This is a genomic window from Bacillus pinisoli (genome assembly GCF_023036475.1).
In the GTDB taxonomy this organism is placed as follows: Bacteria; Bacillota; Bacilli; order Bacillales; family SA4; genus Bacillus_BS; species Bacillus_BS pinisoli.
Genome location: NZ_JAJQKI010000005.1, coordinates 89,459 through 101,625 on the forward strand (window position 1 = coordinate 89,459; position 12,167 = coordinate 101,625).

The following is a 12,167-nucleotide window of genomic DNA, read 5'->3' on the forward strand; positions in this document are numbered from 1 at the left end:
TGAAAAGATGGACTTACAAAGAAGTCCATCTTTCGTTTACACTTTAAATTTACTTATTAATTTTTGTAGATCTTCAGCCAGTCCTGAAAGCGAGTTAGCAGAAGCAGAGATTTCTTCCATTGAAGCTAATTGCTCTTCTGCAGAGGCTGCTACATTTTGAGAATGCATCGATGTATCTTGTGAGATCTTTGTGATACCAGCTACGGTAGCCGTTACTTCTTCTGAACTTGCAGAAATTTGTTCCGCTGTAGCCGCCATATCATCAATTTGAGCCGCAACCTGTTCCATTGATTCCAGAATTTCTTGGAAGCTTGTTTCCGTCTTTTGGATAATTTCTAAGCCCTCATGGACATCGACCGTAACTTGGTTAATCGATTGGTTAGAACGAACCATATCCTTTTGAATATCAACAATCAATCCAGATATTTGGGAAGAAGACTGCTGAGATTGCTCAGCAAGCTTACGAACCTCATCCGCTACCACCGCAAAACCTTTTCCATGCTCACCCGCTCTTGCCGCTTCAATTGCCGCATTCAAAGCAAGAAGATTCGTCTGTTCAGCAATCGCAGAGATCACCTTCGTAATTTCTCCAATTTCTTTTGAACGCTGATCAAGTGATTTGATAACCTCTCCACTTTCATTTACAGAACGGCTAATCGCATGAATTTGCTGTACAGTTTGTCCAACTAGTTCTCCACCTGATTTCGCCTTATTCGTTGTTTGCGCGCCAACCTCTGAAATAGATGAAGCATTTTCAGCAATTGATTGTATACCTTTTGTCACTTCTTCTAAAGCAGTTGCTGTTTCCTCTACACTTGCAGTAGAATGCTCAGCCCCACTTGCCACCTGCTGAATTGATTCTGTAATCGTTTCTGTTGCCTTACTAGTTTGTTCAGCACTTGCTGTCAGTTGTTGTGATGAAGCAGCAACTTGTTCAGAATTACTTCTTACTTCATCCATCATTTTACGCAAGTTTTCCGCCATACGGTTAAAGCTGTTAGATAAATCACTTAGCTCATCACCTGCTTTGTCACTTACCGTTGATGTAAAATCACCTTCGCCAGCAAGTTCTAATGCAGCCGTAATGTTTGTTAAACGTTTCTTTATTCGACGAGTAAACCATAATGTTATAGCAACAGCCACCACAATCATAATCAAGATTGTAACTAAAAACTGCTTCGTAAACGCAGAGATAATACTATTAATTTTTGCTTGGGAAGCTCCCACATAGAAAATACCTATAACTTCGCCTTTTGCATCCTTAATTGGCATATAAGCCGTTTGGTACATATTACCGGCTACATCTGCTTCACCGTAGAAATTTTCACCTTTTTTAAGCACTACATCTGCCACTTCTGCCGAAATTTGAGTTCCTACAGCACGTTGTCCTTCTTTCATTACGTTCGTAGCAATACGAGTATCACCTTGGAAAATCGTTACAGTATCTCCTGTATCTTCACCGATTTTATCGACGATTCCATAGTTTTCATTCATGACAGTCAAACCTTTATACAACTTGTCATTAACGATTTGCCAATCACCAGCATATTTATTATCTATATAACTATAAGCAAGACTTAAATCTCCCTTTGCTTTTTCAATTGCAAATTCCTTTACACCGTTGGTAATCTCTCTTGTTACAATCACACCAATTACTGCAGAAAGTGCAAGTATAATAGATAATACAATTAGATTAATCTTTGTCCCTAGTTTTAGCTTCATGATGGTCACCTCTACCTTGATTATTTAATCTTTATATCGACGTGCTACGTAAAAATATTAGCTCCATAACAAGTTTGGATAGATTTGGAGGAAAAGTCTTTGTGCATATACGTAAATTTATCCATATCAAAAGAAAATTCTTATTTTTCATTAAAATTATAACTAGTAGAGGGCTCGGATTAAATAGGAATAGGTTCCTATTTAAATGGTACTAATAGGAATATGACCTAAATATAGACAAATAAAAAGCTAGACAATCATGATGATTATCTAGCATCTAATAAGTATAAAGGTTCTTTTTTAGTAAGGCTCTTTTCTATCATTCTATTGTTCTCTTTCCTTAAGGGCCTTGCATATCATCATCTTTTGCCAGTTGTAAACAGGGGTTAAATGTAATGTCTGATTGGCAATGGTCTATGATTATTTTTGAACCATTCTAAGTTTAACTTTGCTGCTGAGTCCTCGCTTTTCAAGCTCTTCCGCTAGCATTGTAATAAATTCATGGTCTAACGCTAATTCTACTGCACTTTGATAGGCTTCGATTAATTCTTGATCTGTTATCTTCAACTTACATTTACCCCTTCTTTAATAATCTATTAACTGCTCAAGAAAATGATTAAAAAGTTCCTTATTACTTTTGTTCCTTTAATAAGGAGATTGCCTGGGTTAGGCAATGTTGATAATAGTCTTCTTTTCCATCTAGTCCTTTTCCTTGAATCACTTGTTGGATCCTGACAAAGTTGTCAATGATGTGCTCTGACTTCATCCCTCGACTTGTTAACAGACTATTGAGCCATTTCGTATAGTCTAAAAAGACAACAGGATTGTTTAAAGTATAGGCCAGTTCTAGATGATGAAAATGATGTTGATTATCTTCACGACATTTTTTCCTACCGTTTTCTCCAAAGCGTTCTAACAGTTCCGGGTAGGCATTGTATATATCTATAACGACTTCATCAATCATAAATTCAATTTCTTGAGTCATGTAGCTACCACCTCAAACTGCTCAACTTTCGGAACAATTTGGGCAAGCTCTTGGTCTGGGTATTTCTTCTCCAGCTCATGGATTCGTTTAAAATCTTCGCTGGTCACCCATTTCATGTAGTGTTCCTTTGATTCCCAAGATATTTGAACCGTTAAGAAATTAGGCTTCTTTTGGTTTTGCAATAACTGGAAGTGCAGAAAGCCTTCTGCCTGATCTACTAATTTAGATCGATTTTTATATATCTGTATCACTTCATCTACCTTCTCAATTACCGGAATCTCAAAAGTTGAATGAACAATAAACAATGAAGACAACTCCAATTCTAATCTAGTGGTAAAACGATCGTGAAAGTAGTTCCCTCACCCAATGAACTCTTTGTTTCAATAACTCCACCGTGGTTCTGAACAATTTTTAAACATACCGATAAACCAATACCAATTCCTTTATCCTTTGTTGTGAAAAACGGCGTGAAAATTTTACGCACCGTCTCTTTATCCATTCCTTTACCATTATCCTGGACAGAGATTTCAACTGTGTCTTGGTTAAGCTTTGTTTTAATTAGGATGCTACCTTGATTTTTGTTGGGGCTTGCTTGGATCGCATCCATCCCATTTTTAATGAGGTTAAGTAAAACCTGCTTAATTTGTAAAGGATCAATATCAATGACCGGTAAAATTTGCTCTTTACTATATTTCACCTGACAATTATGACGAGCGGACTCATTTTTCGTGCTAGTAATAACGTCAGACACAATTTTTTGTATATTCGCTTGTTTTTTCTCAGGTTCAGCTGGAACAGTTGTACTTAAGTATTGATAGATTAAATTATTGGCATGATTAATTTCGTCTAAGGCAATATCTGCATAATGAGCTTTTCCCACCTCCACTAAATGAGGTTTAATCAGCTGCAGGAATCCTCTGACACTTAATAGTGGACGCTTTAGATCATTAGCAATTGTGTTGGCAACTCTACCAAAATTGGTTAAGTTATCATGATCCATTACAATTTTCTCCATCTTCTTTAGAGTAAGTTCCATCTGGTCATGCTTCTCGAGTAGAGTTAAGTTTTCATTTTCTATTTGATTTTGAAGTTTTTGAATGATTTCTTGGATTTGCTGTATACTCTCCTGTTTTTGAACACAGAAAACGTAGATGCGTTCAGTATTCTCCCATTGAGTATATACATCATACAACGTCAGCCTATTTTCCTTATTAATTAAATTCAACTCTATTTTCGTCTTTGCAAATACTGGCTTCATAAAGCGCTGTGCTTTTTTACGACTACCAAAATCAACAAGTTCTAGAAAGTTTTCAACAGGTGGAAAGTGATCATAGGTTTCCTCAGATACGTGCAAGATTGAGAAGTCAGCATCAATAATAAAAAGTGGAAAAGGAATGAGGTTAATAGATTGGTCAACTGATAACATGTAATTCCTTACACAACTCGTTATGTTGAAGCATATGATTTAAACTGTCTAATTCTTTTACGATACGAATATTTTTTGGTAGGTGACTTTCTAATTCAAACAATGTTGTGATTCTCCCTCCTACTAATATTTCGGGACGATAATCTAGCTTGTCCATCTCCGATAAAAACTCCATAAGCTTAGGGAGATTATAGATAATTGACAACGAGACTCCTATTATCTCTGGCCTCCATTTAGTAGCATAAATAACGGCATCCTTCACTGGAAGGTTGGCACCAAGATATCGTGTATTCCAACCATACTCCTTAAAAAGGGAAGTAACCATTCTAATTCCTAGTGAATGCTCTTCACCTTCAATGCAGAAGAACATTCCTTTTAAAGAAGACTCTGTTGTATGATCTTCAAGCCGATTACTAATCTCAACATGGTAACGGGCAATTAATAAGTTACACACATTAGAGGCAATATGTTCATCAGCAACTGTAATCTCATTGAGTTCCCATAGTTCACCGACGTAACGCATAGCTTCAGCAAGGGCATACTCATAGAAGAATAAACTATCTTCTCGTTCATTCATCCAACTAGAAATAAGCTGCCAAGCCTTGTTGTCATTAGCTTCAAGCATTAATTCTACTAACTTTTTCAATTGAAATTCATGTAAATGAAATCCATTCATGATGTATGTCACGCACCTTTATATTTTTTATATAAAGGACAATAATATCCAAGTATAAGCCAATTATTTTATTATAAAGTAAGTTAAGAGACTAGTAAACTACTATTAGAGTAACACTTATTGGTAGAAGGTATCAAGTGAACATAAAAACACAGCCTGGTTATGTAAGTTACCAGGCTGTGTTTACGTTAATTAGAAGTTAATATAGTTTCGTGGGTTGACTGAATTAGATTTTGAGCCGTTCCAGCCACCTTTATGAAGCTCAAAGTGTAAATGAGGACCAGTAGAACGACCTGTGTTCCCCATATAACCTACACGTTGACCTTGTTGAACCGTTTGACCAGCAGATACTTCTCTATTTTCTAGATGAGCATAGACCGTTGTCCACATTTGACCGTTCACACTGTGTGCAATAAAAACAACATTTCCATAGCTGGAAGAATAGTAAGAGCTGATGACTGTCCCAGATGCAACGGAAACAACAGGAACACTACTACCTCTTTTCCCGATGTCAATTCCAGCGTGAAGGCGTCCCCATCTTGAACCGTAGTTAGAGGTTACTGGCCCTTCTGATGGTCTAATGAAATCTCCTGATGCAGCAGGGGCAGAGGAAGATTGATCGGATTGACCAGATTTCCCTGACTTAGCCGCTTCCTCTTGCTCTTTCTTTTTACGAGCAGCTTCTTCAGCTTCAGCTTTTTTAATACGCTCAAGTTCTTTTGCAATAGCAGCTGATTGTGCCGCGATAATTTCCGCTTCATTTTCTAGTTCATGTATTTCATGTTGAAGCTCTTCTTGTTGCGTTTCAAGTTTCGACATTAGCTGTTGTTTACTTTGCTCTTGCGCTTTTTGTTTCGCTAACATCGTTTCAAGCTCAGCAAGTTTTGATTCTAGTGCCTCTAAAGCTGTTTGTAGCTCCGATTGCTTTTGCTCTAATAACAGCTTGTCCTCTTGATGCTTTGTAAGAATTTCCTTATCTGCTTTAAAAATAGTCGTAACGGCTGTCATGCGATCAATAAAATCACTAAAGTCTTGTGAACCAAGAATGACTTCTAAGTATTGAACCACTCCACCTGTTGCTTGTAAGGAGCGAACACGTTCTTTTAAAAGGTCATTTCGTTCTGCAATACGCTCTTGTACCACTACAATTTCTTCTTGAAGAGTAGTAATTTCTTGCTTAACAGACTCAATGCTACTTTGCTGCTCACGAATTTGGCTATTCGTTTCGGCTTGAGCTAAATCAAGTGCTTTAATTTCTTTGTCTAGTTGACTAATTTCACCTTCAAGCTGATCGTACTCATCTTCCACGACTGCCTTTTCAGAATTAATTTCTGATTTCTTCTTGTTTAATTCTTTCTTTTGATCATTTAATTCTGACTTCGTACTGGCAAAAACAGTGTCTAAATGTAAAAGCGTTCCACCTAGAACGGTGGTGACAACCATAAGTAACACAACAACTTTTCTCCTCAACGTTTCGTTCCTCCTCATCTCTCTATCTATTAAACTTTTAAAAATTTACGAACAGATAATAAGCTTCCCCATACCCCGATAAAAGCACCGATTAATAATAGAATTCCGCTTAGTTGGAAAATAAACGGCGTTACCGGTAGTAGCTGGAAAAAAGTATCCTCAAGCTTTGGATTGGCAGTTTCGTATAAATAGTTGTAGCTAAACACGGTAATTAAAATTGGTAGAATTGATCCAATAACACCTAGTAAGAGACCTTCGATGAAAAATGGCCAGCGAATGAACCAATTTGTCGCTCCAACAAGTTTCATAATCTCGATCTCTTTACGTCTAGCGATAATCGTAATTTTAATCGTATTTGAAATTAGGAACATAGCCGTAAATAATAGACCGAATATAATACCGATTCCAATATTACGAGCAATACCAATACCTTTAAATAGCTTTTCTATCGTTCCTTTTCCATATAAAACTTTTTCAGCCTGACTGAAGCGTTCAATCTGAGTAGCTACTTTGATAACATCAGTTGGCTCTTTCGTTTTAACAATAAACACATCATTTAATGGGTTGTCCTGTTTAAATAAAGAGAAAGATTCCCCTTCTTCTCCCATACTTTCAATTAAACTTTGAAGCTGTTGATCCTTTGAAGAGAATGTTACGGTTTCAACTTCTGGAATTCGTTTAATACTTGCCTCAAGTCCCGCTCGGTCTGACTCCGTGGCTTCTAACGAGATGTGAACACTTATTTCAACATCGTCTTCAATGGATTTCGCAAATTGATTAAGGTTCATCATAATGGCGAGAAAACTACCGACAAGAAGTAACGTCACCGTTACTGCACTGACAGAAGCAAACGTCATCCAGCCATTTCTAAATATATTCTTAACACCTTCACGGAGGTGGCGGACCATTGTTCTAAGAGTCATAGCCGTATTCACCCCTTAATTCATCGCGTGCAATTTTACCGTTCTCAATCGCAATGACACGTTTTCGAACTGTATTTACAATTTCACGGTTGTGAGTCGCCATGACAATCGTTGTGCCTCTATTATTAATTTCCTCAAAGATATTCATGATTTCCCAAGATGTTTCCGGATCAAGATTCCCCGTAGGCTCGTCCGCTATCATCACCTTTGGATTATTTACAATAGAGCGTGCGATAGATACACGTTGCTGCTCTCCACCAGATAATTCATGGGGAAGAAAGCGTGCTTTATGCTTTAAACGTACTAGATCCAAAACATCCATGACGCGTCTTTTTATATTCTTCGGTTGCTCCTGAATCACTTCGAGGGCAAATGCAACATTTTCATAAACCGTTAATGTAGGTAAGAGCTTAAAGTCTTGGAATACAACGCCAATATTTCTACGTAGGTATGGAACTTTACTTTCTTTTAACTTTGCTAGATTTATATCATTAATCGTAATAGTTCCTTTAGAAGGCTTTTCTTCACGATACATCATCTTAATGAACGTTGATTTACCTGCCCCGCTCGGACCCACTACATAGACAAATTCACCTTGATTTATTTTAACGGAGATTCCATTAACCGCTAGAACACCATTCGGATATGTTTTATATACATCCTTTAATTCGATCATGTTAATTTATCACCCGACTTTTTCATTATGTTAAGTTAAAGCTCTATTAATAGGGTTGATTTTCGTTACAGGACACTCGCTTTCCGCGGGCGGGTTCAGGAGCCTCCTCGGCGTTTCTCGCCTGCGGGGTCTCCCTTACCGCGCTTTTCCCGCAGGAGTCTCGCGTCCCTCCACTTCAATCAACACTGCAAAAACAAAAGAGCATAATTAAAATGTATATTTAAGAACAACTTTCTCATTATAATATAGGATTCTACTAGATTCGACATTTATTGTGTAAATAACGAAATTTGCCATATATCGTTGGCAACCTTTTATACTTTCTCTATTATAACACCATATAACGTCATTTTTTGACGTTTTTTTATTACAATTGTGTTTCAAGGGTAAGAAGTTTGTATTATTGCGCAGGAAATAGGAGATTTTGGTAGTTGATGCCGGTATTTGCTGGTGAGGTTGCTGGTGTTTTTGGGGAGTTGCTGTAGGTGGGTGATTTGTGCAGAAATTTGGATTTTCGTGCAGAAAGTGGATAAAAGCGTGCACAAAGTTGGATTTCCGTGCAAAAAGACGAGGAACCGTGCATAAAATTATATTTTAATGCAATTCCTCTGTAGATCGCCAACTTGTAAATTATTAAACTAAAGTAAATAGCTAGACCTAATAAAAAAATGCGCCATTTCAGCGCATTTTCTTATTTCATTGATGATAACCAAGCGGCAACAGCGTCAGCATCTGCACCTTGCAGGATACCTTTTGGCATAGAGCCTTGACCTTCGTGGATAATATGTAAGATTTCCTCTTCAGAATACTTGCTTCCGACCTTTTGAAGTGCTGGTCCGATATTACCTTGCAAGTTCCCACCGTGACAATTTGCACAACTTTGTTGATAAAGCTTTTCACCATCTGAAACTTCAGTTGTACCACCAGCCGTAGCTCCTGTCGTCTCCTCTTGAGCCGTATCGTCTCCACCGCCACAAGCTGTTAAAGTAAGCACTGCCCCAAACAAAACAACCATAATTTTACTTTTCATGTAAAATCCTCCTAGAGTCATCATAGAACTATTTTATCCTAGAAGACTCTATTTATGTACGTTTAAAGCCTTCCCCCAGAACTTCTGATGCATTCATAACGACAACAAATGCAGATGGATCAATGCTTTTTACCAGTTGTTTCAATTTTGTGAACTCCGTTTGGTTAACCACACACATGAGCACCGGACGCTCTTGATCTGTATATCCACCGAATGCTGATAACTTTGTAACGCCTCGGTCAATTTTTGTTAAGATAGCTTTTCTAACCTCAGTTTCGTTAGATGTAATAATAATGGCCATCTTTGAATAACCAATTCCTACTTGAACCAAGTCGATTGTCTTACTCGTTACAAATAAGGCAATTAACGCATACATCCCGCGTTCTAAATCAAACACAACCGCAGCCGTTAACACGACCATTCCGTCAATAATAGCTACACAAGTCCCGAGTGATAATCCTGTGTACTTATTAATAATCTGTGCCGCTAAATCTACTCCACCAGTCGACGCCTTCCCACGGAACACAATCCCAAGCCCTAGACCGACTCCCACTCCTCCAAAAAGAGCTCCAAGAAGAGGATCTAACGTGGCAGCTTCCATATCCCTAGAAAGAAACACGACTAGTGGTAAAAATATAGTACCAACAAGACTCTTCAAACCAAACGAACGACCAAGAAACACAATGCCAGCAATAAACAATGGTACATTCAGTGCCATCTGTACAAATGCCGGCTCCCAGCCCAAAACAGCATCCGTAATCGTACTGATCCCACTAACCCCACCAGAAGCAATCCGATTAGGTAATAAAAACAAATTAAACGCAAGCGCCACAACCGCAGAACCAACTAACACATATATGTATTCCAGCAATGTCTCAACCCGAGGGCTAAGCAGCACTTCTTTTCGATTTTTCCCCATACAACATCTGACCTCCCTAACTTTACCGCTTTAAAGCTATGGGGGCCAGGCCCCCATAGCTTTAAAGCGCCGAAGTGAGTATATCATGGTGATTTTGTTTTGTGAATGGTATTCAAGTAGTGTGGTAAAGGGGTAAATTAATGATTTATTAATGTTAGTTTGTGACAGAGGAGATGGTTTAATCCTATCTGTTTGCCACCTTATAAAGCTATATAAGTAACAGCTATTTCTATAAAATTGTAAATTATAATCTTTTTTTACATTTTTCTACAATAATAGTGTATAATTACCATGTTATTATTACATTTTTTGTATTAGGAGGAAGAAATTTGTCGTTACTAAAAAAGCAAGACTTAACAAGTGAAGATCTTCAACTACTTAGTTCAGAAATGAGCAAAAAGCAAAAATCTAGTGGAACAACATGGCTACTTTGGTTTTTCCTTGGTGCCGCTGGTGGTCACCGTTTCTACTTAGGAAAGACAGGAACAGCTGTAGGTATGTTACTTACTTTAGGTGGTTTAGGAATTTGGACTTTTATTGATCTTTTTCTAATTAATAGTATGGTTAAACAAACTAATGAACAAACAGAGAATGAACTGCTTTCTGAGATTCGTACAATCAAGCAAGCAAGAGCAAACTCTGAAGTAGCAGCTTCACTTAAGTAAAACTTATGATTAATGAAAAAAAACAATTAACATTAGAAGAACTTGGTATTCTTGAATCTGAAATGTTTAAAAAGAGCAAAAGCAAAGAGGCAGCATGGGGATTATGGGCAGGGTTATCTTTTTTTGGGGCACACCGATTCTATACAGAAGATTTTAAGATCGGAAGTATTATGCTATGTACTACTGTCTTTCCATTATTCTTATTTTGCTTGGTTCTTTATTACTCACTCTCGGATTTTCTTTTTTATCTCTCGCTTTTTTTTATAATTAGTTCTGTCATTTGGAGCTGGATTGATGCTTTTTTCTTAAATAAAAGGATTGATTCACTAAATGATGAAATAGAACGGAAAATACTTATTACAATAAAAAAAACTGAGTTGCTTTAAGCTCTCAGTTTTTTGCTATTTTGTAAAAGTATTTTGTTACGTTTTTAATTAATACTAGGATTACTTTATATAGACCATATAAACCTTTCACCTTTTTACTAGTTAAGATGCTAAAAATTACATAATTATAATTTAGATCGTAAGTAGGCATCGATGAACGAATCAAGGTCTCCGTCCATAACACTTTGCGTGTTCCCCACTTCGTAGTTCGTACGGTGGTCCTTTACGAGTGAATATGGATGGAAGACGTAGGAACGAATTTGGCTTCCCCAGCTGATGTCTTTTTGTTCTCCACGAATTTCGTCAAGCTGCGCTTGTTGCTCTTCAATTTTACGTTGATATAGCTTGGCTTGAAGCATTTTCATGGCACGTTCACGATTTTTAATTTGAGAACGTTCCGTTTGACATGTAACGACTGTGTTTGTCGGAAGGTGGGTAATACGAACGGCAGAATCTGTCGTATTAATATGCTGTCCACCCGCTCCACTTGCACGGTACGTATCAATTTTCAAATCTTCCGTTCTGATATCGATGTCGATTTCTTCATTGAACTCTGGTAGGACATCACAAGATACGAATGACGTATGACGACGTCCGGATGCATCAAAAGGAGAAATACGGACTAAACGGTGTACCCCTTTTTCTGCTTTCAAGTATCCATAGGCATTGTGACCCTTAATTAATAACGATACACTCTTAATCCCCGCCTCATCTCCAGGCAAGTAATCAAGTGTTTCCACTTTAAAGCCTTTACGTTCAGCCCATCTCGTGTACATACGAAGTAGCATAGAACCCCAGTCTTGTGATTCTGTACCACCAGCTCCTGGGTGTAGCTCAAGAATGGCATTGTTCTTATCATATGGTTCACTTAAAAGTAATTGAAGCTCAAAGTCGTTAAACTCTTTTGTGACAGATTTAATTTCAGACTCTAACTCTGTCATTAAGTCAGCGTCATTTTCTTCCCTTAACAACTCATAAGTAACGTCTAAATTTTCATAGGCATCTTGGAGCTCATTAAACTGATTAACGAGTTCCTTTAGTCCGTTCGCTTCATTAATAACGGTTTGAGCTTCTTGCTGTTTATCCCAGAAGTCTGGCTCTGCCATACGCTCATCTAGTTCGCGAATGCGTGCCTCTTTTTCTTCTAAGTCAAAGAGACCCCCTAAAGTCTTCTAGTCTCTTTTCCATCTTTTCAAGTTCATGTCTGATTTCTGCTAATTCCATTTTGTCACCTCGTGTGTATTTTCAGCAAAAAGCCTATGCCTTATCAAAGACATAAGCTTTTTAAA

14 protein-coding genes are annotated in these 12,167 nt (G+C 37.7%); 2 read left to right on the forward strand and 12 right to left on the reverse strand.

The window, feature by feature from the left end; translation table 11 throughout:
- Positions 1 to 36: 36 nt before the first annotated feature.
- The 11 genes from LT143_RS09470 to LT143_RS09520 all read right to left on the reverse strand — a co-directional run bounded on the left by LT143_RS09470 (position 37) and on the right by LT143_RS09520 (position 9,827).
- Positions 37 to 1,722 (reverse strand): methyl-accepting chemotaxis protein, encoded by a 1,686-nt coding sequence (locus LT143_RS09470; RefSeq protein WP_246942695.1) that lies wholly within the window; start codon positions 1,720 to 1,722, stop codon positions 37 to 39.
- A gap of 420 nt (positions 1,723 to 2,142) precedes the next feature.
- On the reverse strand, positions 2,143 to 2,289 hold the full coding sequence (gene sda, locus LT143_RS09475) for a sporulation histidine kinase inhibitor Sda (RefSeq protein WP_246942697.1): 147 nt from the start codon (positions 2,287 to 2,289) through the stop codon (positions 2,143 to 2,145).
- Positions 2,290 to 2,353: 64 nt separating this feature from the next.
- Complete coding sequence (locus tag LT143_RS09480; RefSeq protein WP_246942700.1) at positions 2,354 to 2,707, reverse strand: hypothetical protein; 354 nt, start codon at positions 2,705 to 2,707, stop codon at positions 2,354 to 2,356.
- Positions 2,704 to 3,012 (reverse strand): antibiotic biosynthesis monooxygenase family protein, encoded by a 309-nt coding sequence (locus tag LT143_RS09485; RefSeq protein WP_246942701.1) that lies wholly within the window; start codon positions 3,010 to 3,012, stop codon positions 2,704 to 2,706. Before LT143_RS09485 ends, LT143_RS09480 begins: the two co-directional genes overlap by 4 nt.
- Positions 3,013 to 3,029: 17 nt before the next feature.
- On the reverse strand, positions 3,030 to 4,133 hold the full coding sequence (locus LT143_RS09490; protein WP_246942704.1) for a two-component system sensor histidine kinase NtrB: 1,104 nt from the start codon (positions 4,131 to 4,133) through the stop codon (positions 3,030 to 3,032).
- Positions 4,120 to 4,809, reverse strand: coding sequence for a cobalamin B12-binding domain-containing protein (locus LT143_RS09495; protein WP_246942707.1), 690 nt, complete (start codon positions 4,807 to 4,809; stop codon positions 4,120 to 4,122). Before LT143_RS09495 ends, LT143_RS09490 begins: the two co-directional genes overlap by 14 nt.
- Positions 4,810 to 5,001: 192 nt before the next feature.
- Positions 5,002 to 6,279 (reverse strand): murein hydrolase activator EnvC family protein, encoded by a 1,278-nt coding sequence (locus LT143_RS09500; protein WP_246942709.1) that lies wholly within the window; start codon positions 6,277 to 6,279, stop codon positions 5,002 to 5,004.
- 29 nt (positions 6,280 to 6,308) lie between these two features.
- Positions 6,309 to 7,202 (reverse strand): permease-like cell division protein FtsX, encoded by an 894-nt coding sequence (gene ftsX, locus LT143_RS09505; RefSeq protein ID WP_246942711.1) that lies wholly within the window; start codon positions 7,200 to 7,202, stop codon positions 6,309 to 6,311.
- Positions 7,192 to 7,878, reverse strand: a complete 687-nt coding sequence (ftsE, locus tag LT143_RS09510; protein ID WP_246942713.1) for a cell division ATP-binding protein FtsE — start codon at positions 7,876 to 7,878, stop codon at positions 7,192 to 7,194. Before ftsE ends, ftsX begins: the two co-directional genes overlap by 11 nt.
- Before the next feature lie 691 nt (positions 7,879 to 8,569).
- Complete coding sequence (gene cccB / locus LT143_RS09515) at positions 8,570 to 8,908, reverse strand: cytochrome c551 (protein ID WP_246942715.1); 339 nt, start codon at positions 8,906 to 8,908, stop codon at positions 8,570 to 8,572.
- Between the two features lie 52 nt (positions 8,909 to 8,960).
- Positions 8,961 to 9,827, reverse strand: coding sequence for a YitT family protein (locus tag LT143_RS09520; RefSeq protein ID WP_246942717.1), 867 nt, complete (start codon positions 9,825 to 9,827; stop codon positions 8,961 to 8,963).
- Positions 9,828 to 10,156: 329 nt separating this feature from the next.
- Between LT143_RS09520 and LT143_RS09525 the strand changes: the two genes are divergently transcribed.
- Both LT143_RS09525 and LT143_RS09530 read left to right on the forward strand, forming a co-directional pair.
- Complete coding sequence (locus LT143_RS09525; protein WP_246942719.1) at positions 10,157 to 10,492, forward strand: TM2 domain-containing protein; 336 nt, start codon at positions 10,157 to 10,159, stop codon at positions 10,490 to 10,492.
- Positions 10,493 to 10,497: 5 nt separating this feature from the next.
- Complete coding sequence (locus LT143_RS09530) at positions 10,498 to 10,878, forward strand: NINE protein (protein WP_246942721.1); 381 nt, start codon at positions 10,498 to 10,500, stop codon at positions 10,876 to 10,878.
- 125 nt (positions 10,879 to 11,003) lie between these two features.
- Here the strand turns inward: LT143_RS09530 and prfB are convergent.
- Positions 11,004 to 12,102 (reverse strand): peptide chain release factor 2 gene (gene prfB / locus LT143_RS09535; RefSeq protein ID WP_246942722.1). Its coding sequence is split into 2 segments (ribosomal slippage): positions 11,004 to 12,038 and positions 12,040 to 12,102, totalling 1,098 coding nucleotides; the frame shifts between segments, so codons are not numbered across the junction.
- Positions 12,103 to 12,167: the final 65 nt, after the last annotated feature.

What these genes read in the sequence shown, in the direction of transcription:
- ftsE (WP_246942713.1), bottom strand. Translation starts at nt 7,878, where the DNA reads ATGATCGAATTAAAGGATGTATATAAAACATATCCGAATGGTGTTCTA.
- LT143_RS09480 (WP_246942700.1), bottom strand. Translation starts at nt 2,707, where the DNA reads ATGACTCAAGAAATTGAATTTATGATTGATGAAGTCGTTATAGATATA.
- LT143_RS09520 (WP_246942717.1), bottom strand. Translation starts at nt 9,827, where the DNA reads ATGGGGAAAAATCGAAAAGAAGTGCTGCTTAGCCCTCGGGTTGAGACA.
- LT143_RS09490 (WP_246942704.1), bottom strand. Translation starts at nt 4,133, where the DNA reads ATGTTATCAGTTGACCAATCTATTAACCTCATTCCTTTTCCACTTTTT.
- LT143_RS09495 (WP_246942707.1), bottom strand. Translation starts at nt 4,809, where the DNA reads ATGAATGGATTTCATTTACATGAATTTCAATTGAAAAAGTTAGTAGAA.
- LT143_RS09470 (WP_246942695.1), bottom strand. Translation starts at nt 1,722, where the DNA reads ATGAAGCTAAAACTAGGGACAAAGATTAATCTAATTGTATTATCTATT.
- LT143_RS09530 (WP_246942721.1), top strand. Translation starts at nt 10,498, where the DNA reads ATGATTAATGAAAAAAAACAATTAACATTAGAAGAACTTGGTATTCTT.
- ftsX (WP_246942711.1), bottom strand. Translation starts at nt 7,202, where the DNA reads ATGACTCTTAGAACAATGGTCCGCCACCTCCGTGAAGGTGTTAAGAAT.
- cccB (WP_246942715.1), bottom strand. Translation starts at nt 8,908, where the DNA reads ATGAAAAGTAAAATTATGGTTGTTTTGTTTGGGGCAGTGCTTACTTTA.